At 55.9% G+C, this 21,818-nt stretch carries 19 protein-coding genes and 1 rRNA gene; 13 read left to right on the top strand and 7 right to left on the bottom strand.

Annotated features, from left to right (window positions below; genetic code table 11):
- Nucleotides 1–6 precede the first annotated feature (6 nt).
- A 5S ribosomal RNA gene (gene rrf / locus ACW4YW_RS10950) occupies nucleotides 7–120 on the top strand.
- A gap of 187 nt (nucleotides 121–307) precedes the next feature.
- Here the strand turns inward: rrf and ACW4YW_RS10945 are convergent.
- The gene (locus ACW4YW_RS10945; protein ID WP_457137563.1) at nucleotides 308–1,075 is read right to left on the bottom strand and encodes a ParA family protein; all 768 of its coding nucleotides are present in this window, start codon (nucleotides 1,073–1,075) and stop codon (nucleotides 308–310) included.
- 145 nt (nucleotides 1,076–1,220) lie between these two features.
- Here ACW4YW_RS10945 and msrA point away from each other — a divergent pair, with 145 nt between their 5' ends.
- Nucleotides 1,221–1,760, top strand: a complete 540-nt coding sequence (gene msrA / locus ACW4YW_RS10940; protein ID WP_457137562.1) for a peptide-methionine (S)-S-oxide reductase MsrA — start codon at nucleotides 1,221–1,223, stop codon at nucleotides 1,758–1,760.
- A 3-nt stretch (nucleotides 1,761–1,763) separates the two neighbouring features.
- Here the strand turns inward: msrA and corA are convergent, their stop codons facing one another.
- Nucleotides 1,764–2,834, bottom strand: coding sequence for a magnesium/cobalt transporter CorA (corA, locus tag ACW4YW_RS10935; RefSeq protein WP_457137561.1), 1,071 nt, complete (start codon nucleotides 2,832–2,834; stop codon nucleotides 1,764–1,766).
- 246 nt (nucleotides 2,835–3,080) lie between these two features.
- On the opposite strand from corA, the gene ACW4YW_RS10930 reads away from it, so the two are divergent.
- Nucleotides 3,081–3,401: a hypothetical protein gene (locus ACW4YW_RS10930; RefSeq protein ID WP_457137560.1), complete on the top strand. Its 321-nt coding sequence runs from the start codon at nucleotides 3,081–3,083 to the stop codon at nucleotides 3,399–3,401.
- Here ACW4YW_RS10930 and ACW4YW_RS10925 read toward each other — a convergent pair whose 3' ends face one another.
- Together ACW4YW_RS10925 and ACW4YW_RS10920 are read right to left on the bottom strand one after the other, a co-directional pair.
- Nucleotides 3,402–4,010 carry a flavin reductase family protein gene (locus ACW4YW_RS10925; RefSeq protein ID WP_457137571.1) on the bottom strand — a complete coding sequence of 203 codons (609 nt, stop codon included), beginning with the start codon at nucleotides 4,008–4,010 and terminating at the stop codon, nucleotides 3,402–3,404.
- Nucleotides 4,010–5,791, bottom strand: a complete 1,782-nt coding sequence (locus ACW4YW_RS10920; RefSeq protein ID WP_457137559.1) for a glutamine--tRNA ligase/YqeY domain fusion protein — start codon at nucleotides 5,789–5,791, stop codon at nucleotides 4,010–4,012. Before ACW4YW_RS10920 ends, ACW4YW_RS10925 begins: the two co-directional genes overlap by 1 nt.
- Nucleotides 5,792–5,917: 126 nt before the next feature.
- On the opposite strand from ACW4YW_RS10920, the gene birA reads away from it, so the two are divergent.
- The 4 genes from birA to ACW4YW_RS10900 are packed head-to-tail and all read left to right on the top strand — an operon-like array spanning nucleotide 5,918 to nucleotide 8,738.
- Nucleotides 5,918–6,895, top strand: a complete 978-nt coding sequence (birA, locus tag ACW4YW_RS10915) for a bifunctional biotin--[acetyl-CoA-carboxylase] ligase/biotin operon repressor BirA (RefSeq protein ID WP_457137558.1) — start codon at nucleotides 5,918–5,920, stop codon at nucleotides 6,893–6,895.
- Nucleotides 6,896–7,645, top strand: coding sequence for a type III pantothenate kinase (locus tag ACW4YW_RS10910; RefSeq protein ID WP_457137557.1), 750 nt, complete (start codon nucleotides 6,896–6,898; stop codon nucleotides 7,643–7,645).
- Nucleotides 7,642–8,298: an SPOR domain-containing protein gene (locus tag ACW4YW_RS10905; protein WP_457137556.1), complete on the top strand. Its 657-nt coding sequence runs from the start codon at nucleotides 7,642–7,644 to the stop codon at nucleotides 8,296–8,298. Before ACW4YW_RS10910 ends, ACW4YW_RS10905 begins: the two co-directional genes overlap by 4 nt.
- Nucleotides 8,299–8,306: 8 nt before the next feature.
- Nucleotides 8,307–8,738: a hypothetical protein gene (locus ACW4YW_RS10900; protein ID WP_457137555.1), complete on the top strand. Its 432-nt coding sequence runs from the start codon at nucleotides 8,307–8,309 to the stop codon at nucleotides 8,736–8,738.
- Here the strand turns inward: ACW4YW_RS10900 and ACW4YW_RS10895 are convergent.
- Genes ACW4YW_RS10895 through ACW4YW_RS10885 form a run of 3 tightly spaced genes read right to left on the bottom strand, consistent with a single transcriptional unit; the run spans nucleotide 8,735 to nucleotide 14,618 of the window.
- Complete coding sequence (locus tag ACW4YW_RS10895; RefSeq protein ID WP_457137554.1) at nucleotides 8,735–10,183, bottom strand: efflux transporter outer membrane subunit; 1,449 nt, start codon at nucleotides 10,181–10,183, stop codon at nucleotides 8,735–8,737. The genes ACW4YW_RS10900 and ACW4YW_RS10895 overlap by 4 nt on opposite strands.
- Nucleotides 10,180–11,439 (bottom strand): efflux RND transporter periplasmic adaptor subunit, encoded by a 1,260-nt coding sequence (locus ACW4YW_RS10890; RefSeq protein WP_457137553.1) that lies wholly within the window; start codon nucleotides 11,437–11,439, stop codon nucleotides 10,180–10,182. Before ACW4YW_RS10890 ends, ACW4YW_RS10895 begins: the two co-directional genes overlap by 4 nt.
- On the bottom strand, nucleotides 11,436–14,618 hold the full coding sequence (locus tag ACW4YW_RS10885; protein WP_457137552.1) for an efflux RND transporter permease subunit: 3,183 nt from the start codon (nucleotides 14,616–14,618) through the stop codon (nucleotides 11,436–11,438). The genes ACW4YW_RS10890 and ACW4YW_RS10885 overlap by 4 nt, the downstream gene beginning before the upstream one ends.
- 508 nt (nucleotides 14,619–15,126) lie before the next feature.
- Between ACW4YW_RS10885 and ACW4YW_RS10880 the strand changes: the two genes are divergently transcribed.
- From ACW4YW_RS10880 to ACW4YW_RS10855, 6 genes are all read left to right on the top strand, one after another.
- Entirely contained in the window at nucleotides 15,127–17,409 is a 2,283-nt protein-coding gene (locus tag ACW4YW_RS10880; RefSeq protein ID WP_457137551.1) for a DUF1549 and DUF1553 domain-containing protein, read from the top strand.
- 59 nt (nucleotides 17,410–17,468) lie between these two features.
- Complete coding sequence (locus ACW4YW_RS10875; RefSeq protein WP_457137550.1) at nucleotides 17,469–18,914, top strand: DUF1501 domain-containing protein; 1,446 nt, start codon at nucleotides 17,469–17,471, stop codon at nucleotides 18,912–18,914.
- 129 nt (nucleotides 18,915–19,043) lie between these two features.
- Nucleotides 19,044–19,427: a hypothetical protein gene (locus ACW4YW_RS10870; protein WP_457137549.1), complete on the top strand. Its 384-nt coding sequence runs from the start codon at nucleotides 19,044–19,046 to the stop codon at nucleotides 19,425–19,427.
- Between the two features lie 31 nt (nucleotides 19,428–19,458).
- Nucleotides 19,459–20,055, top strand: a complete 597-nt coding sequence (locus ACW4YW_RS10865) for a peroxiredoxin (protein ID WP_457137548.1) — start codon at nucleotides 19,459–19,461, stop codon at nucleotides 20,053–20,055.
- 29 nt (nucleotides 20,056–20,084) lie between these two features.
- Nucleotides 20,085–20,744 (top strand): c-type cytochrome, encoded by a 660-nt coding sequence (locus ACW4YW_RS10860; RefSeq protein WP_457137547.1) that lies wholly within the window; start codon nucleotides 20,085–20,087, stop codon nucleotides 20,742–20,744.
- 116 nt (nucleotides 20,745–20,860) lie between these two features.
- A complete protein-coding gene (locus tag ACW4YW_RS10855) occupies nucleotides 20,861–21,811 on the top strand; it encodes an SMP-30/gluconolactonase/LRE family protein (RefSeq protein WP_457137546.1) in 951 nt (316 codons plus the stop codon).
- The last annotated feature ends 7 nt before the right edge of the window (nucleotides 21,812–21,818 follow it).

Genomic DNA, 21,818 nt, shown 5'->3' with positions numbered 1-21,818 from the left:
GTTATGTCTGGCGGCCATAGCGAATTGGAACCACCCCTTCCCATCTCGAACAGGGCCGTGAAACGATTCCGCGCCAATGATAGTATGCAACTCGCATGCGAAAGTAGGTCACCGCCAGACTTTTATTCAAAAGCCCGCTAGTTTTCTAGCGGGCTTTTTCATTTTTAAACGTCGGTTTAATTCATGGGCCTGAGTGAGATCGCAAAGATCTTGTGATGTTTTGCAGGTGATTTTTAGTGGGTTAGGTTTAGGCAGTAAATCTAGCGGTGCTGCAGTAGGCTTTATATGAAGTATTGCGGTAGCGAACTTACTCTTTTGGCCATTTCTGCGCCAGTTCAATCAATAACGCCAAGTAGTTTTGTGCACCGGTACTGTTGGGTTGGTGGCGGAATATGTCGACGCCGTGTTCGGGGCTTTCTGCCACTGCGACATTTTCTGAAATGACGGTATCGAGCAGGTCATGTCCAAACAGCTCCTTGGCTTTCTTCTGTACTTCGAACGTCATGCTGCGCCTGCGGTCGAAACGGGTCAGCAGATAGCGGCGCTCTATCGGCCGCTTCAATACGGGCTCGATGGCAGCCAGGGTGTCGCCCACTTTCTTTGCGCCCCTGAGGGAAAGAAAGTCGGATGAGATGGGAATGATGACGAGGTCGGCGGCAAATATGGCGCTGAGCGACAGCGTGCCCAGGTAAGGACAGCAATCGATCAATGTGTGGCGGTTCATATACAGCTTGTCTGCAATATCGAGCCCTTGGCGCAGCTTGTTGAGCATGGCAGGGCCTTTGCCAAAGGCGGAGTCTACCTTGATCAGTTCCTTGTGGGATGGGATGAGATAACCCAGCCCGGGCCATTGGACTTCCAGGTGATAAAGCGGTTTGTCATCTTGGTAGAATGCAAACAGGCTTTGCTTGGCACTTTCTGGAGGGTGGCCGTAAATCTGGGTCAGGTGCGCTTGCGGGTCCATGTCGATCAACAGCGCCTCCTTGCCCGTGCGCTGCAATGCCGCGGCAAGGTTGAGGGCCGTGGTGGTTTTTGCTACCCCACCTTTCTGGTTAAAAACTGCAATACGCGCCATAATATTTCTGCTGATCTAGATAGTTTGCAGGATCCTAGCTCGCATTATCCTCTATCAGGCTTATGTCCAATCCAAGGATTTAAGGTGGGAACATACTACTTTTTACCGTTTGAGCAGGTATGCAGACAATAAAGGAGTCGATATCGTGGCTGAATCAATTGCTATTTTTGCTGGGGGCTGCTTTTGGTGTCTCGAGCCTGTGTTCTCGCAGTTACGCGGAGTCAAGCAGGTGGTATCCGGCTATATCGGCGGCCAGGTTGCGCATCCAACTTATGAGGAAGTCTGCACTGGGACGACAGGGCACGCCGAGGCGATCAAGATTGTCTTTGACCCAACGGAGATTGATTACGAGGTGTTGCTCGAGGTGTTTTTCCTTGCGCACGACCCAACCACATTGAATCGACAAGGGCACGACGTGGGGACGCAGTATCGCTCAGCCGTGTTTTGTCAAAGCAGCGAACAGCAGGTTGTGCTTGATCGACTGCTGGCAAGGTTTGCCAGCGAAAATACCTTTGGTGCGCCAGTAGTGACAGAGGTAAATACAGGCGGCGAGTTTTATGCTGCCGAGCAATATCACCAACAATACTATGCCCAACATCCGAACCAGCCTTATTGCTTGGCAGTGGCTGCGCCCAAGATCGCGAAGATACGCGCCAAGTATGCTGCGCGTATCAAGCCGGAATGACGCTTAATGCCGGCTGAGCCATTGGCGGCGCCAGAAATGCAAACCCATGCCTCCCGCCACCAGTAGCATCAGGGCAATCGCAATCCAGAATCCCCAATGATCCTTAAGCAAGGGCATGCTCTCGAAATTCATGCCGAAAATACCGGAGATCAAGGTCGCCGGCATGAATAGCATGGTGACGACCGTGAGGATGCGTACTTCTTTATTGACTTGGTTGCTGATGCTGGATAGATAGATGTCCAGCATGCCCGCCAATAAATCCCGTAATGATTCCAGGGACTCGATGAAATGGATGCTGTGGTCATAGACATCGCGCAGATAAAGGATGGTGTTTTCCTGGAAAAAGGCAAACTCATTGCGGATCAATGTATTGATGATTTCGCGCAATGGCCAGACGGCCCGGCGTAGGTCCATGGTTTCGCGTTTGAGCTTGTGTATGCTTTGCAGGACTGCATCACTGGGGCGGTGCAGGAGTTGGTCTTCCAGTTTTTCGCAATCGTCGCTGATCTGTTCGAGCATGACAAAGTATTTGTCCACGATCATGTCCAGCAGGGCATAGGCCAGGACGTCGGCCCCCGACTTGCGCAACAGGCCCTTATTGGCGCGCAGACGTTCGCGCACGGGGTCAAATGAGCCTGTCGGGCGTTCCTGGAATGAGAGGACGAAGCGATTGCCGAGGATGATGCTGATTTGCTCGGAGTTGACCAGCATTTGCTCCGAGTCATAGGCGAAAAAGCGCGTGACCAGATACAGGTAATCGTCATACGCATCGACCTTGGGGCGCTGGTCGGTGTTGAGGATATCCTCGAGCACCAGCGGGTGCAGCTTGAAGCGCTGGCCTATCTCTGCCATGAGCTTGGGATCATGCAAGCCGTGCACGTTCAGCCAGAGGATGCTGTCATCTGCACTTGGCTGGATTTCATCCAGCGAGCTGATCGAGCGCTCTTCGATATGCTCCGCGTTATAGCGGAACAGGGTCAGCGTAATCTGCGGCGTCTTGACATCGCCGGTATGCACTAATGTGCCCGGAGGCAGGCCAGTTTTCTTGCTATGCGCATGGCGCCGTTTTTTCATCCTTGCTCCAGTAGTTGAATTGCCTGTGCCTGACCTGCAACGGTTTTGCTTGGCTCCTTCTCTAATGAAGGAGGAAGCGCGTGTTTTAGGCAATGCATGCTACGCGATTGTATGCTGGGTTAGAATATCCGGATTGCAGGCCACTGACGATTGGCTAGGGTATCAAGCTTCTAGCCGCAATGGGTAGAGTAATACAACTGCGACGGCACATACAACCAGGTGCCGCATGATAGTAACGGAGGAAGAATGCGATTTTACTTGTTCGCCGGGTTGTTGAGCCTGGCATTGAACTTGAATGCTGCAGAGTCCGGCAGCGAAGCGCAAGTGGGCCTGATCGAGGATGATAGCTCCGAGTGTCTGGCCAATGACGGCAAGCTGATCCTGCTGAAGAGCGACGCGGCCGAGACCATGGTAGTGTGGCTGGACCGCTGGTTCATGGGGGTGCAGACTGCGGACCATACCAAGCACGTCATCCAGCCGGGTGACGAGCCGATCGCATTAGGCTGCTCGGTGACACGCGACAAGGAAAAGCAATACTGGACCATTGCCAGCGCGCTGCCGCAATAATCAATCGTGCCGGGCGGACACGCCTTCACCAGGCGTGAAGAAAAAACCGCCTGAGACATGATGCAATGTGCGCAAGTCGTCATACCCGTCAAAATGCCAGCGGCCTTCGCTGAACACGCGGCTATCCGCATAAGCGGCAACCACTTCGGCGAGGAACAAGTCATAAGCCTGCTGGATATGCGGTTCGGGAATGATGCGGCATTCCAGCCAGGCGACACATCCTTCCAGCAATGGGGCTTCAATCTGCGATGCTGCAAAGGTCGGCAGGTTGAAGGCAGCCAGCTTGCTGTCCGGCGTTTTACCCAATAACTCCCTGCCTGAGCTTGAGCCAACCTTGACTACCATATCCGCCTGGGCGCGGCATGGCACATTGATGGCAAATGTGCCGCTGGCCTCCATCAATTCCCGCGTATAGGTCTTCTTGTCGATGACAATTGCAATCCTGGATGGATTGAAGTCCAGCGGCATGTTCCAGGCAGCCGCCATCACATTGGTGCGGCCGTTGCTGGAAGAGGTGACCAGCACGGTGGGGCCGTGGTTGAGCAGTCGGAACGCCTTCTCCGGCGGGACCGTTTGGATGGCTGCGGCAGTTTGAGTAGGTAACACCATCATTTCTGCCAGGCATCGCGCAATGTCACGGTGCGGTTGAATACCGGCTTGCCTGGCTGGCTATCCTTGCTGTCCGCGACGAAATAGCCATGACGTTCGAACTGGAAGCGGTCTTCCGGCTTGGCTTCCTTCAATGCCGGTTCCAATTGTGCGGTGATGGTTTTCACTGAGTCCGGGTTGATGTCGTCCAAATAGTCGCGGTCGGTGCCGTCTGCACGCTTGCCCTGGCCAGGATAGGCTTCCTTGAACAAGCGGTCGTACATGCGCACTTCGGCAGCATAGGCATGCGCTGCCGATACCCAGTGGATGTTGCCCTTGACCTTGACGGAGTCTGCCCCCGGCGTGCCCGACTTGGTGTCCGGCAGGTATTCGCAATGCACGACAGCGACGTTGCCAGCGGCATCCTTCTCGTAACTTGTGCATTTGACGACGTAGCCATAACGAAGACGCACCATGTTGCCGGGGAACAGGCGGAAATAGCCTTTGACCGGCTCTTCCATGAAGTCTTCGCGTTCTATCCATAATTCACGCGAAAGCGGCACGACGCGGTGGCCGAGCTCCGGCTTCTGCGGATGGTTGGGGGCATGGCAATCCTCGGATTGGCCTTCCGGATAGTTGTCGATGACCAGCTTGACCGGGTCGAGCACGGCAATGCGGCGTTCTGCCGCCGCATTGAGCACTTCACGCATGCAGTCTTCAAGAATCGTGTACTCGATCCAGGAATCCGCCTTGGAAACGCCGATGCGTTCCGCAAACAGGCGGAAACCTTCAGGGGCATAGCCGCGGCGGCGCGCACCGACCAGGGTGGGCAGGCGCGGGTCGTCCCAGCCGCTGACGAATTGCTTTTCCACCAGCTCGATCAGTTTGCGTTTGGAAAGCACGACATAGGTGAGGTTGAGACGGGCAAACTCATACTGCTTGGGCAATGGGTGGGCGAGCAGGCCGCCTTCGGCCAGTTTTTCCAGTACCCAATCGTAGAAGGGACGCTGATCTTCGAACTCCAGCGTACAGATGGAGTGGGTGACGCCTTCGTAGGCATCTTCCAGCGGATGGGCAAAGGTGTACATCGGGTAGATGCACCATTTGTCGCCAGTGTTGTGGTGATGCGCGCGCTTGATGCGGTAAATCGCCGGGTCGCGCAGATTGATATTGGGCGAGGCCATGTCGATCTTGGCGCGCAGTACCATGCTGCCGTCCGCATGTTTGCCGTCGCGCATTTCGCGGAACAAGGCCAGGTTCTCCGCCACGGGGCGGTCACGCCATGGGGAGTTCTTGCCGGGCTCGGTCAGGGTGCCGCGGTTGATGCGCATTTCCTCTGCGGATTGCTGGTCGACATAGGCGTTGCCCGATTCGATCAGGTATTCCGCAGCGCGGTACATGAAGTCGAAGTAATTGCTGGCATAGTAAAGATGCGATTCGCCAAAGGCATCCCAGCCGAAGCCCAGCCATTTCACCGAGTCGGTAATGCTGTCGACATACTCCTGCTCTTCCTTCTCCGGGTTGGTGTCGTCGAACCGCATATGACATACGCCGCCAAAGTCGCGCGCCAGGCCGAAATTGAGGCAGATGCTCTTGGCATGGCCGATATGCAGGTAGCCGTTGGGCTCGGGCGGGAAGCGGGTACGGATTTTCGCCGGATCGGGCTCGCCGGCGGCTTGATGCGCGGCATCGCCGGGCGCGCGCGCCCAGCGGCGGCTGGCATAGGTGCCTTGTTCAAGATCGCGCTCGACAATATTGCGGATAAAGTTGGAAGCTGGAACAACAGGGGTTTTTTCGGACATGGTGGCAGTACGCTATTGATTTGCGCCTATTTTACACCGTGTCATGCCCCAACGTACTGTCCTGAGTGATGGCCGTGCCTAGAATATTCATTCGAGCACGATGGCTTGCGATATACTGCCTCAGCAATGAATAACTTGGTATTTCCCATATTGAGATTGCTGGCGGACGGACGTTTCCACTCCGGCGAGGATATCGCACGCCAGTTTTCCGTGACCCGCGCCTCGGTCTGGAATGCAATCCAGGCCGCGGAGGCATTGGGGATCGAGATTTTCTCCGTACGCGGTCGAGGGTATCGCCTGCCGGAACCGCTCCATTTGCTGAATGAGCAGGCCGTCATGCTGGCGCTGGGCGATCAGCGAGCGCGTTTCAAGCTTGCATTGTTCGACTCGATCGAGTCCACGAACAGTTACCTGATGCAGCAGGCCGCCATTGGCGCGGCGCATGGCACTGTAGCGGCTGCCCTGTTGCAGACCAGGGGACGCGGCCGCCGCGGGCGCAGTTGGCAATCTGCCTTTGGCTCCAGCCTGACATTTTCATTGCTATGGCGATTCCAGGCGGGCGCTTCCGCGTTGTCCGGCCTGAGCCTGGCAGTGGGGCTGGCATTGATGCGTACGCTGCATCAATATGGCCTGTGCAGTGCGCAATTGAAGTGGCCCAACGATATCCTGGTGCGGGAGCGCAAACTCGCCGGGATATTGATCGAACTGCACGGGGATATGGACGGGCCGAGCGCGGCCGTGATCGGCATAGGCCTCAATCTCAGGCTGCCCGCCGCTACGCGCGGGCAGATCGATCAGCCGGTGACGGATATGGCGAGCCACCTGCCTGTCGAGATCAACCCGAACGACATACTGGGACAGTTGTTGAACCATTTGGCGCAGGTGCTGGATGAATTCGAGCAATCAGGCTTTACCGCCATGCGCGAGGAATGGCAATCCCATCACGCTTTCCAGGGCGAGACCGTCAAGTTGCTGTTCCCGGACGGACGCGAACAATATGGCCATGTGGAGGGTATCGCCGATGACGGCGTATTGCTGGTGCGGAACGAGCATGGCACCCAGCGCTTTTCTTCCGGCGAGATCAGCGTGCGGGGAGTGAGTTAAATGAGCCGCTTGCTGGCAATTGATGCGGGGAATACCCGTACCAAGTGGGCGGTATTGCAATACGAAAGCGGAGAAATTTTGCAGCATGGCGTGCTCAATGGTGACGACACGCCTGCTGTATGGCAGCAATGCGACCGGATTGCGGTGGCCAATGTGGCTGGGCCGGATCGATATGCCTCGCTTGATCACCGGCTCAAGACGCTTGGCGTGCCTGTGCGTTGGCATGCCAGCACGGCGCAGGCAGGCGGCTTGAGCAATGGCTACGCAATCCCGGGGCAACTCGGCGTGGATCGTTGGGCGGCGATGATCGCGGCCTGGCAACATTATCAGCGCAGCTGCCTGGTGGTGAATGCGGGTACGGCGCTGACGATCGACATGATAGAGAAAACCGCGCCCGGACAGGCGCGGTTTATCGGCGGCGTCATCATGCCTGGAATGCGGTTGATGCAGGCCAGCATCGTCAATGCGGCAGCCAATATCGGAGAGGGGCAGGGCGTATTCCAGGATTTTCCCTTGAATACGCAGGATGCGGTCTACAGCGGCAGCCTTTACGCCTCAGCCGGGGCGGTCGATAACTTGCTGCAGGTACTCAGCGAGTATTGCGGGCATGTGGTGCCTTGCACGCTGAGCGGTGGCGATGCGGCCGTTTTGCTGCCATTATTGCAAAGGCACGTGTTGGCAAGGGAATACAATCTAGAGGAAAACCTGGTGTTGCAGGGGTTGTGGTACATGGAAAGAGAATTGCCATGAAGTGGATAGTGGGCGGTTTGCTTGCATTGAATCTTGGCCTGTGGATAGCCGTTGGCTGGTTTCATCCGCAACCGGCATCCAAGACGCATATTCATGAGCCGCTGTCTGCCGACAAGATCAAGCTGCTGACGCAGGACGAGGTGGACGCATTGCCCAAGGAGGACGAGCCGGGCGACGCTAGGCAGGGCGAGGCGTATGCTTGCTACGAGTGGGGCAGTTTCTCCGCTGAAGGGCTGCAACGCGCGCAAGCCATCCTCAACCAGCACTCGTTGGTTGCAACGCTGCAGCAGAAAACCATGCAGGAGGCATTGCGCTATTGGGTATATATCCCGCCGTTGCCTTCGTTGCAGGCGGCGCAAAACAAAGTGGGGGAGCTGAAAGCGCTCGGCGTGGACGTGAGCTTCATCATCCAGGAAGCGCCTTGGCGCAATGCAATTTCGCTTGGGGTCTTCAAGGATGAACGTTTAGCGAATAAACTACTCGAACAATTGCAGCGCCAAGGGGTTAGATCAGCGCAAAAAGGGGTGCGCAATCAGGAAAAGGGGCGTGTCAGTTTGCTTATCAATGATATGTCAGCCGAGATGGCGGCCGAGTTGAACAAACAAGGTGCAAACTTCCCTGGTAGTGAACTTAAACAGGTTATTTGCCAATAGGAGTCTGTATGGGAATTTTCAAGGATATCGTCAAGAAAGTTGCACTGGCTGCCGCGGTCATCGCAGGGAAGCGGATATTGAGCAAGGTGGTCACGGATGTGATCGATGGAGATAAAACCGCGACGGAACCGGCAGCGCCAGCCCCGGCAAGCAAGCCCAAGTCCACGACATCCAGCAGGAGAAAGCCGGCGGCGAGCCGAGCCAAGACTGCCAGCAGCAAGAGTGGCGAAACAACGACCAAGTCCACAAACAAGCCGAAGACGGCAAGCAGTGCGGCTTCTGGGTCTAAGACCGCTGCCAAGCCAAGGTCAACCCGTAAGCCGCGTACCAACACCAGTACCAATTCAACAGCCGCTAAATCTGCCGAGAAAAGCGTGAGCAGCGATACAGCGGCAACCAATAAAGCGCCTCAAGACGAGAGCAAGAGCGAGGCTAGCTAGCTTTCTTTTTGCTTGTCATGTGATGAAGCTGTCGAGGGGGATGGCTGCGATTCCCAGCCCCCTCCCAACGTTTTGATGAGATATACCGTATTTACCAGCCGTTGACCGGTGATCTGCTGTACCAGCCTACGGTTTTCCAACTGTGTCTGCCTGGCAACAAATAACTCGAACGAGGTTGCCAGCCCGTTCTTGTATTGGTATTCAATAATTTCAGCAGCCTGCGTGGCAGCGCGTTCTGCCGCATGGTTGTTTTCTGCTGCATCCGCAAGCGCCTTGTCCGTACTCAGGCCGTCTTCGACTTCTTGCAATGCAAGCAATACGGTTTGCCTGTAGTTCGAGGTTGCCAGTTCATGGCCTGCTTTGGCGAAATCTATCCTCGCATTATTCCGCTTGTCGAAAATTGTCTGGCTCAGGGCAACGCCCAGGGACCATACAATGCTGGGCGCATCGAATAAGTTGTTGAGTTCACTGCTTTGCCACCCTCTGCTGGCTGATAGCCTCAAACTGGGGAACCACGCAGCCTTTGCAACGCCGATTTGCGCATTGGCCGCAGCCACGCTACGCTCAGCCGACGCTACATCCGGCCGCCTTTCCAGGACTTGGGCCGGCAAGCCTACGGGGACGCTGGGAATTTCGTCCGGCAATAAGGCGGCGGGCGGAGCGAAATCCGCCACAGTGACCCCGGTCAATGTGGCGAGTGCATGCAGGGTTTGCTTGCGCTGATTCTGCAATAAGTCCAATTGAGCTTGGGTGCTGCTTAACAATGTTTCTTGCTGCAGGCTGTCCAGCTTGGAGGCGACGCCGTTTTGTTCGCGGAAATGCGTCAGCGCTACGGTATTTTCCTGAAGCGCTATGATTTCTTGCAGCGCCGCGATTTCGGCTTCCCTTGCGCATAGGTTGAAGTAGTTTGCGGCTACTTCGGCCGCCAGGATGAGCTTGATGTTTTCCAAATCCGCCTTTGCCTGCTGTTGGCTAGCTGTGGCTGATTCCACTTCTCTGCCGATGCGGCCGAATAGGTCAACTTCATATGCCGCACTGAACAATGGATTGATATTCGTCTGGATCTGGGTTGAAACGCTGGTATTCCTGGCATTGTTGGGCCGGTTCGCCGAGGGCTGCGTACGGGCAGCGTCTAGCCCTAATTGCAATGTCGGGAAGTAGGCGGCGCGGGATATCTGGGTGAGCGCTCTGGCTTGCTCCAGCCTGGCCAGGCTGGCCTTGATCGTCTGGTTGCTGTCCAGCGCCTGCTGTTCCAAGCGATTGAGTTCCGCATCACCGAATATTTCCCACCAGGCTCCTTTGCTGAGAGCGTCGCGTGGCTGGGCGGTATGCCAGCCTTCCTGCCAGGCTTGGGGAATTTGGATGGCTGGCTTTTGGTAGTCCGGGCCGACGGCGCAACCTGATAGCAGCGCTGCCAGCGATAATGCTTTGGTCAGGGTTCTCATGCGGGGGCCTGGCTCTTGGATGTTACAGGGCTCGGAACCCGGTCCTGGCCGGTGGCAGCAGGCCTTTCCTGCTTTTTCTCGTTCTGGGAGGGCACTTCTTGCGCCAGGACCTGCTCGCTTTCCTCCAGAGAGTCGGCCGGGTTCAATATCAGCCTGTCTTCACTGGAAACGCCGTTCAGGATTTCCACAGTCCTGCCTAGGTCGCGTCCCAGCCGGACTGTGCGGAATTCCACTCTGTCTTCCGGGTTCAGCACGGCGATACGCGGCTCATCCTTGCCCAGGATGAGGACGCTCGCAGGGACGATCAATGCCTTGACGGCGCTGACCAGTTCGAGGCTGACGTCCACAAAGGCGCCAGGAATCAGCTCGCCATCCGGGTTGGGAAGCAGGATTTCCACCTGACGCGCCCGCGTGACAGGATCCAGTGCCCCAGCCAGGTGGGTGATATTTCCGGCAAAGGTTTTATCGGGGGCCTCGTTCAAGCGGATGGCGACCTGCTGGCCTTGTTTGATGCCGTTTGCATACGCCTGCGGTATCCAGAGCGATATCCTTTGCCTGTCGGTTTGCGCAAGCGTGAACAACGGGGTGGTGCCTGCCGTGATCAGGGCGCCCACGTCCACTTGGCGGTTGACGATGGTGCCGGAGAACGGGGCGGTAATGCGCCGGAATCCGTCGAGCTGCTGCAGGCGCTTGACGGCGGTTTTCGCGACCTCGAGTTCGGCATTGGCCTGGGCCAGCAGGCTGCGCTTTTCTTCCAGGTCCTGCTGCGTGACCGATTCGCGCTGGCGCAATATTTCCCATCGTTCCTGGGTCAATTTGGCAAGCGCTTGCCTGGCCTGTACCTGTTCCATCGCGGCTTGTGCCTGCGCCAGTTCCTGGGTTTGCTCCGGCGTCTCCACTTCCGCCATCAGTTCACCTTTTTTCACCTTGTCGCCCAGGGTCTTGTGCCATGTGGAAAGATAGCCGTTGCTGCGGGCATAGAGCACCGCCTCGCTATAGCCGCGCAGCGTCGCCGGCAGGGTGATGCTGTTGACCAGGTTGCCAGGTTTCGCATAGGTGAAGTTGACCGAGCGTTGCCAATTTTCTTGCGTGCGTGTCTCCAGCGCAGAGGCAGCTTTTGCATTGAGCGTAAAGCGCAGAATGCCACTGAAAGCCAGGACCGCCAGCAATATCAGGCAAAGCCAGCCGAAGCGTCGCAATGTGCTTGTCGAGTCAGCTGCCGGGTTGGCGAGCAGGTTGGGTTCTATATCTGTCATGGTGTGGTCGGTTCGGGATGTATTGGATTGATGCTGGCACTCGTTGATGCCTGACGGAAACGATGCAGGCTGGCGAATATCACGGGGACGAACAGCAGGGTGGAGACAGTGGCAAATAACAGGCCTCCGATCACTGCCCGGCCCAATGGGGCGTTTTGTTCGTCGCCTTCGCCAAGGCCCAGCGCCATCGGCAGCATGCCGACAATCATGGCGGAAGCCGTCATCAACACCGGGCGCAGGCGGGTGGCACCTGCTTCCAGTGCCGCGGTCAGCGGCGGGATGCCGCGTGCAAGTTGTGCGCGTGCGAACGAAATGACAAGAATGCTGTTCGCGGTCACCACGCCGATCGCCATTATCATGCCCGTTAACGCGGGCACGCTGAGTGTGGTGCCGCTCAGGAATAATGTCCAGGCGATACCTGCCAGCGCGGCAGGCAGGGCGCTGATGATGATGGCGGCATCCAGCCAGGATTGGAAGTTGACCACGATAAGCAGGTAGACCAGCACAATGGCAACAATCAGGCCGGTTCCCAGCCCGATAAACGCCGTTTCCAATGTCAGGCTCTGGCCCCTGACTTCAATCTCAGACCCGGCGGGCAATTCGTTGCGGGTTTCTTCCACTAGTTTCTGGATGGCGCGGCTGGCACTGCCAAGGTCACGGCCCTGGACACTGGCATAGACATTGACCACTTGATTGACATCGTAATGGGAAACGACCGGCTGTTGTGCCGAGCGGGAGAGTTTGACCAGGTTGCCGAGCAATTGCGGCTCGCTTGCGTTGTTGCTTTTGACAGGAGTGCGCAGGAGTGCGTCTATGCTGGCAATATCTGTTTCCAGGGAGTTGACGCCGATATTGTATGTGTTGCCATTGACGGGGTTGAGCCAGTAGACGGGCGCGGTCTGCATACTGCCGCTTAGCGAGATCATGAGGTTTTGCGCTACATCGTTTGCCGTCAAATTCAATTGATGCAGGTGGGCCCGATCCATCTCAAGCGCCAACACCGGCTTGCTCCAACGCTGGTGGACGTGGGCGTCGACCACGCCTGGTATTTGTCGCAGCTTGTTGCTAAAGCGGTTGGCTATTTTCGTATTTTCTTCGGTCTTGTTTCCCTTGAACAGGATGTCGATAGGGGCTGGGATGCCGAAGTTGAGGGTCTGGCTGACCTGGTCTGCCGGCTGGAAGAAGAACTCCACTTCAGGAAAGGCGCGCGGCAAGGTTTCCCTTAGTTCGGTGATGTAATCCGCCGTAGGGTGCTTTTTGTAATTGGTGAGGGAAATCATGATCTCCGAATCAGAGGACTCCACCGTGCCGGCATTGCCGAACAAGGTATTTCGCGGTGAGTAGGGCCCGCCAACGATGTCCAGTACGTTGCCGATCTCGGATGCCGGGATCACTGTCTTGATATGCTGCTCTATCTTGTCTACCAGTTTGGGCATTTCTTCAATGCGTGTGCCGGAAGGCGCCCGGATATGCAACCGTATCTGTCCCGCATCTACCTGGGGGAATAGGTCCTGTCCCAGCAACGGGAAAATCCCCAACGAAAGCAGGCAGAACGAGGTAAACAGCAAACTGAAGCTGCGACGGCGGTTCAGCAGCGCCCCCAGCAGGCTGACATAAGACTGCCGAAAGGTTTCAAAGGCGCTGTTGAATTTTCGATGCAGGCCCGACACTATCTTGATATCGCCTGCTTGTTTGCCTTTCCTCTTCGCTGTCATCATGAACATCACCAGCGTAGGAACGAGGGTGCGCGAAATGATATAAGAGGCCAGCATGGCGAATATCACCGCCTCTGCCATGGGGACGAACAAATAGCGCGGAATGCCTTCCAGGAAAAACATGGGCGCAAACACGATACATATGCATAGGGTGGAGACAAAGGCAGGTACGGCAATCTCCGCCGCGCCGTCGAGAATCGCTTGATGAGGCGGTTTGCCCATATGCATGTGCCGCTCCACATTTTCAATTTCTACCGTGGCATCATCCACCAGGATACCGATCGCGAGGGCAAGGCCGCCTAGCGTCATCAGGTTGATGGTCTCGCCAATCGCATGCAGCACGATCAATGATGACATGATGGATAACGGGATGGATACCGCGATAATCGCAGTGGTTTGCCAGTTGCCGAGGAAGAGCAAGATCAGCGCGGCGGTCAGGGCTGCTGCAATCAATGCCTCAAACACTACGTTGCTGATGGCCGCTTTGACAAACAAAGACTGGTCAAACATGGCTTTGAGCTTGATGTTTTCCAAGGCTTCCATTGTCTTCGGCAGGGCAGCCTTCACCTTGTTGACCACATCCAGCGAGGATGCGCCTCCCGTTTTCAATACAGAGACAAGAATGCCGCGCTCTCCGTCTTGCCGCACGATATTGGTTGCTGGGGTGGAGCCATCGCGCACCTGGGCCACGTCGCGTACATAGGTAGTCCTGCCATCAATGGTACGGATCGGGATATCGCCTATCTTGGGAATGCTTGAAATCGCCCCGTTAAGGTTGACGTCATATTGGCTTTCCCCCAGCTTGATGGTGCCGGTCGGCAAGATCAGGGTTTGCTCGGCAATGGCATTGCTGACGTCTCTAGGCGTCAGGCCGTTGGCCATCAAGGCCGCGTTATTGAGGTTCACCGCCACTTGCCGCCCACGATTCCCGTAAGGAAACGTCATTGTCACGCCTTGAATCTTCAGAAGGTTGGGACGCAGGATATTGTTGACGGCATCGCCAATTTCAATATCGGACACCGTCTCGCTGGAAAGGCCAAGCTGTATCAGAGGAAGATCTGTCGCCGAATATTGGACCACTTGCGCGGGCTGCATGCCGAGCGGCATGGAACGCTGGGCAGTCGTGACGTTGGAAAGCACCTGGGTCATTGCCGAGCGGATGTCGGTTCCCTGCTGGAAAAAGATCTTGCTGATGGACAAGCCATTCAACGAGACCGACTCCGTGTGCTCGACATCCTCTACCGTTTGATTGAGGCCGCGCAGTGTCGGGCCGGTGATGCGGTCTGCAATTTCCTTTGCGGAAAGCCCGTTGTAAGTCCAGGTGACGGCAATCACGGGGATATGGATATTCGGGAATATGTCCATGGACATGTTGCGCAGGACATAGGGCGTGGACAATACAATTAAAAGTGCCGCGACAATAAAAGTGTAAGGGCGGCGAAGGGCAATATTGACAATCCACATAACTAAAATTTATCTCCGATATTTCTGCTGAATATCTGACGTGATTGCGGAGGCTTTCTCGTGAAAGGACCGAGATAAATAGCAAAAATCATACCCAAGAGTAAACGTAGGAATTGTCCAGATAAAGGGTAGAAAAAAGACTGAGTATTGTTTATTTTCAAGCAATTCTATGTTGATTTTTGGGCAACTGTTTTTGTCGGTACAGTCAGAAGATTAAGCACGAAAAATGCGACTGTATTGGCATCAACATTTTCTTGTGATTTTCTGTTGTTGCCTCAGCAGGTGTGAAGGGTTTTCCGTTTGCGAAAAAGGATGTGAATATTTAATTTTTATTTAATAATCAATAAATTATTTTTATTTTTGGATGAGTGTCATTGGGTTGGCACATTACATGCTCATGGATTGTGGGTTTAATGCATTGGCGTTTTTAGGGTTTAAAAATGCTAATTATCCGACAATTAAGGAATCATCCAAAATGAGAAAAAACATTAGTTTTTTGATTCTAGTCATGTTGCTTGGCGCAAGCTGGGCCATTGCGGCAGAGTCTGAAACAGACGCTTCTGCAAAAGCTAGTGCAAGCAGAGGTAAGGACCGCGATTGGGCTTGGCAGCCGATCGCTTCGCCAGCAGCGCCTGCCATACAACAAAAGAAATTCGTACGTACGCCCATAGACGCATTTGTACTCGCGAAGTTGGAGGAAAAAGGTATCAAGCCTTCCCCGGAAGCGAGCCGTGCCGCTTTTATCCGTCGCGCAACGTTGGACGCCTGGGGCTTGATTCCAACCACCGCCGAGGTCGACGCCTTTGTTAACGATAAATCGCCAAACGCCTACGAGAAGCTGGTGGACCGTTTGCTGGCGTCGCCGCGCTATGGTGAGCGTCAGGCGCGTAAATGGCTGGATTTGGCACGTTATGCAGATAGCACCGGATTTCAGAATGACAATACTCGCCCGAACATGTGGCGCTATCGTGATTATGTGATTAATTCCTTCAACGAGGATAAGCCCTACGACCAATTCATCAAGGAGCAACTGGCCGGCGACGAACTGTATCCCGGCGACAACAATGCGTTGGTTGCCACCGGGTTTCTGGCAGGCTTCCCCGATAACAAGAACTCGCGCGACTTGATACAGCGCAAATACCAGATCGCGACCGACATTACCGATACGATCGGCACCGCAATCCTGGGTACCACGCTGGAGTGCGCAAGGTGTCACAACCATAAGTCCGACAAGATTTCGCAGAAGGATTATTTCGCATTGCATTCATTCTTTGCCAATGTCAATTTGGTCGAGAATATTCCCGCGCCAAAAGGTCCAGTTGAAACTCAATATGAGCAAGACCTCGCGAAATGGGAAGCTGCAACCAAGGAGATTCGGGACAAGCGCGCTGCCATCATCGAGCCAATCAAGGCTGAGGCCGAGAAATATCACCGGGAGCGCTACCTGACCGATAGCCGAGAATCCATCTTCAAGCCCCAAGGGGAGTGGAACGCCACGGACCGCTGGGTGCACCACCGCCTGGCGAATGTGACAACCGAGGAGGATTTCGGCGGTTACCTGCAAGTGACGGGCGAGAACAAGGATAGCCCCGAGCACATTAAAGAGCACGCTGAGAAATGGCAGGAATACAAAAAGCTGACGGCTGAATTGAAGAAGCTCAACAAGCTCAAGCCCAGCAAGGGGTCGGATACCATCTCGGCAATGACGGAGCTGGGATACCAGGATGCGCCGCCAAGCTATGTATTCTTCGGCGGCAACCATGAGCGCCCCCTGGACGAAGTGCAGCCCGCATTCCCCGCGAACATCACCAGCGAGAAGCCCGTGATCGTGCCAACCGGGTTCTCGTCCGGTCGTCGTACCGCGCTCGCCAATTGGATCGCCAGCCCGACCAATCCATTGACTGCGCGCGTGTTCGTCAACCGTGTCTGGGACCAGTATTTCGGCACAGGCATCGTGCGTACCGTCAGCGACTTCGGCCGTGCCGGCGACAAGCCGAACAATCCCGAACTGCTGGACTACCTGGCCAGCAATTTCGTGAAGCAGGGCTGGAGCGTCAAGAAGCTGCACAAGGAAATCCTGCTTTCCAGCGTCTACCGTCAATCTTCCGATTACCGCGAAGACATTCAGAAAGCCGATCCGGAGAACAAGCTGCTCGCAGTATTTCCGCGCAAACGCCTGGATGCGGAACAGATTCGCGACTCGCTGCTGGTGGCTGCAGGCCGACTGGATGACAAGGTCGGCGGGCCTAGCGTGATGCCGCCCGTCCCCACCAACTTGAGTGCGGGGCAGTTCTGGGAAGTGTCCGCAGACAAGGGCGACTGGAACCGCCGGAGCATCTACATCTTCACGCGTCGTAGCGTACCTTACCCCTTGCTTTCAACCTTCGATATGGCTTCGCCGCAACAGGCTCACAGCAAGCGCGACGTAACGACCACTCCGTTGCAGGCCCTGACCCTGGTGAACAGCGATATCGTCTTCGAGTGGTCGCAATCGCTTGCAGGCCGTGTCATCAGCGAAGTGGGCACCGACGAACGCGCCCAGCTCGATAAGCTTTACGAGATATTGTTCGCACGCAAGCCGGACAAGGCCGAGAGGGCAACCTTGGCCGCGTTCCTGAATAGCCACGAGAGGACAATTCAGAGCAAGTTGAAAGATTCGGACGGCAAGCTGGCGCTGGCAGTGCCTGTGGGGCTTAAGGTGGACCAGCCTCTGAATCCTGTGCGTGCCTCGGCCTTTGTGGATTTGGTGCATACCGTGGCCAACTCGAATGAATTTAGTTACCGCTTCTAGTTTGCTGGTATGGCAAGTTCGGTAAGCGTTGAATACAGAAACTTAAAGGAATCATGAATATGAGCAAGAATTCACGGCGCGACTTTCTGGTTAAGGCTGGTTATGGTTTGGGAGGCATTACGCTCAGCGGCCTGCTTCCCGGTGGCGGCATATTGGCCACAGTGGCAAACGCAGGCTCGTTGGGAGATCCCCTGGCTCCCAAGCCAACCCATTTCCCCGCCAAGGTTAAGTCGGTGATTTGGCTGCATATGGATGGCGCGCCCAGCACGATCGATTTGTACGATTACAAACCGGATTTGATCAAGCTTGCCGGCCAGCCGATTCCCGCCTCTTTCCTCAAAGGTATTAAAACCAGCACCCGGGGCGGTGCGGAAAAGCTGTATGTTTCGAATCGCACCTGGAAGCAGCATGGCGATAGCGGCGCCTGGTTCTCGGACCTCCTGCCCAACCTTGCCAAGCAGGCAGACAAGATTGCGTTCGTGAAGTCCAGCGTGACCATTGGCGCGACGCACGATATTTCCATCCTGAAGCTGAATACGGGCGACCTCAACCCCGGACGTCCCTCGCTTGGCGCCTGGATACAATACGCACTGGGAACGGCCAATCCAGACTTGCCGGCATACGTGGTGCTGTACTCCGGGGACAGGGAGCCTACGGGCGGCTCGGTGAACTGGAGTTCCGGCTTCCTGCCCGCTGTATACCAAGGCACTGCTTTCCGGCCCGGACCTTCGCCTATCCTGCATTTGGACAAGCCTGAGCTGGTCGCGCAAGCGCAGCAGCGTGACAATCTGGATTTGCTCAAGCGCTTAAACGAGCACCACAGCGGTTTTTATCCCGGGGATACCGAGCTCAAGGCGCGGTTGAATGCGTATGAGCTTGCCTACCGCATGGAGTCAGCCGCCCCCGAGGCCGTAGACCTCAGCAAGGAGTCCGATGCAACAAAAGAGTTGTACGGGCTTAATGACGAGACGACCAAGGAGTACGGAACCAATATGCTGCGCGCGCGCCGCTTGGTCGAGCGTGGCGTCAGGTTCATCCAAGTGGTGTCCGGTCCCGCTGCCGGTGCCGGAGAGAGGCGCAACTGGGACGCGCACCAGGACTTGGAACAGAACCATGGCGCCCATGCGAAGGCGGTAGACAAGCCGATCGCAGGCCTGTTGGCCGATCTCGAGGCAAGAGGCCTGCTGGATTCCACGTTGATTGTGTGGGCCTCGGAATTTGGCCGCACCTCTTACGGTGAAAGCGGCACCGGGCGTGATCACAACCCGTGGGGTTACACCCAATGGCTGGCCGGCGGAGGCATCAAGGCCGGTACTACCTTCGGCCAGACCGACGAAGTCGGCTTGCAAGCCGTGGGAGACCAAACCATGGATACCTATGACCTGCATGCGACCGTGCTGCAGTTGCTCGGTTTGGACCACCTAAAAACCACCTTCCTTCATAACGGACGTTCGGAGCGCCCGACGGTGGTATACGGCCAGGTGATCAAGGAGCTGTTGGCCTGATATCCAATCATGTTGGAAAGTTTGCGCGAGACACGGCTGGCTCCGGCTCAGTAGGTTTCGCGCAATTTTTATTCAATACCGGAATTTGGGTGATCGGTTTTCCGGCATTAGCAGGGCGAAAAACTATAAATGCGTAAGTTGTTACTGTCCCTAATCATTTCCATAGGGATTGCGGGGTCGGTTGCCGCCGCGCTGGACGAGATTGAGGAAGATTTCATGCAGGATATAGAGGACATACAAAAGAGTATGACCTCTAATATTTCCTTACAGGATGCGGCTACCGCTAAGTCCGAGGCGCAGGAGCTTGAGACGATGTTCAAGGACGTCGAGGATTTTTATGTCAGGAAAGGCGACGCCGCGGATGCCGTTGACTGGTCCAAGGAAAGCCGCACCTATCTGGCGGAAATCGTGAAGGCGCTGAATGCAAAGAAATTCGATGCGGCTTCCGAGTCTGCGGTCGCGCTTGCGAAAACCTGCAAGGCTTGTCACAAGATTTACAAATCCAAAGATTGATCTCACACAGTTTCACTTCCCGGAGTTTGTCATGAAAAAAATATTAGTCGGCGGCCTCTTGGTCGGCTTGTTCAGCATATGCGCAAATGCTGCGCTCAAGGAGGGGGATGCTGCCCCCGATTTCCAGGCCCAGGCTTCCTTGGACGGCAAAAGCTTTAATTTCTCGTTGAAGGATGCGCTGAAGAAAGGCCCGGTCGTGGTGTATTTCTATCCTTCGGCATATACCGGCGGATGCAATGTGCAGGCGCATACCTTTGTCGAGAAACACGACCAGTTCGCGGCCGCGGGCGCCACGGTGATTGGCGTCTCGCTGGATAGCATAGAGCGGCTCAACGAGTTTTCGGCCGATCCGGATTATTGCGCCGGCAAGTTCCCGGTTGCTTCCGATGCGGGCGGCAAGATCGCCAAGTCCTACGAGCTGAATATCCGCGAAGCCTCTCCCGGCAAGAAGGACAGCCGAGGCAAGGAAATCGACCATGGCTTTGCCGAGCGCACCACTTTCGTCATCACGCCCGATGGCAGGGTCAGCGAAACTGTCGGCGGCATTGCGCCCGCACAGAATGTGGAAAAAGCGCTGGAGTCCGTGCAGCGACTCGCAGAAGCGAAGCGTTCCTCCAAGAAACCCTGATCGACTCTCGGGGAAGCCGGATAGATGACGTGACATCGAGGTTGATCGCGAGCGGTTTTGTATTGCTTCTGTCGTTGGGAATCAACATGACGGTACAGGCCGAGGGGAATGACGAATATGAACTGCATGACCGGATTGGTTCAGGCAACCCGCAATCAGGCGAGACAAAATCCCGGGAGGAACTATGCCAGGGGTGCCATGGGGAGCAAGGCAATAGTACGAGTGCGGAATTCCCGCGTCTGGCAGGGCAGTACGCGGACTATATCATCAAGCAGTTTCGCGATTTCAGGTCCGGAGCCCGCCGGCACCATGTCATGAATGCGGTGGCGGGCAGCATCAGCGACGAGGACTTGAAGGATATCGCAGCTTATTTTGCCAGCCGCGAGCGTGCCCGCGCCAGGGAGAAAAAGCCGAATGACATTGCAGAGCGGCTATACAGGACCGGCGATAGGAAGCGATCGATCCTGGCTTGCTCGAGCTGTCATGGCAGCGCAGGGCAAGGAAGCTATGCGGGCGGGGAGAGTTTCCCTGTGATTGCGGGCCAGCACAAGCTGTATTTGCGGGAGCAGCTATTGAAATGGCGCTCCGGTGAGCGAAAGAACAGTCCGGGCGGGGTGATGACTGTCGTGGCGGAGTCGCTTAGGGATGAGGAGATCGAGGCCTTGGCCGAGTATATCTCCTCAATGTAGCGGGAGCAGGTTCAACCCAGTACTGATCGCTTGCTGCGCATCAGGATGGAAGCAAAGGAGAAAGAAAGATGCACTTGAGTTTTGCTGTAAGACAAACACAACCATGGTTGAAAAGTATGCTGGCTGTCGGGTTCGCTGCGAGCTTCGCCGTCATGGCGACAAGCACATGGGCGGATGATTATCCTGTCACGCCGGCGATTCCCGGGGTGGTGGCCGGTGGCCTGCATATCCGCCTGATCAAGGATGGGTTCACGGGCACCGAAGGGCCGCTGGGCCTGCCCGATGGCAGCCTGATCTTTACCGAGACCCAGGCCAACCGCATCACCCGTATTGACGAGAATGACAATGTCACCACCTTCATTGCCGACAGCAACGGGGCCAATGGCCTGGCGCTTGGCCCAGGTGGGGAATTATATGCCGTGCAGACATTGAAGCCGCAGGTGGGCATTATCCATCCTGCGGAAAAAGCCAAGGTGCTTGCGGAAAAATACAATGGCAAGCCCCTCAACCGTCCCAACGACTTGGTGCTAGATAAAAAGGGCGGCGTCTATTTCACGGACCCAGGCCCCAACGGCCCGGCCAAACCGGACCAGGCGCCAGCCCAGCCTGCGGTTTACTACATCAAGCCTGGCGGCGAGTTGGTATTGATCGACAAAGAGATCAAGCGCCCCAATGGAATTCAACTGAGCCCTGACGAAAAAGTGCTGTATGTCGCCAATACCGCCGGCGAGCATGTCATCGCTTACGACATAGCGGCAGACGGCTCGGTCAGCAACAAGCGCAATTTCGCCAAGCTGGAAGACGCCCTGCAGAACACCGAGAACGGCCCTTCAAGCGGTGCCGATGGATTGGCTGTGGATGCCGAGGGCAGGCTATATGTGGCGGCTAATACTGGTATCCAGGTGTTCAACCCTAAAGGCGAGTTCCTGGGCAATATCAAGTTGCCAAAGAAAGCGCAGAATATTGCGTTTGCCGGCAAGGATAAGCGGACTTTCTACATTGTCGGCCGAGGGGCGGCTTATAAGTTTCCCACCTTGGCGCAAGGCTATACCGGGCGCGCCAAGTAAGCCATAG

The sequence above is a fragment of the Methylobacillus pratensis genome (genome assembly GCF_054072455.1).
Note: the sequence above shows the minus strand (reverse complement) of the source record. Positions and strands in the feature narration are given on the sequence as shown.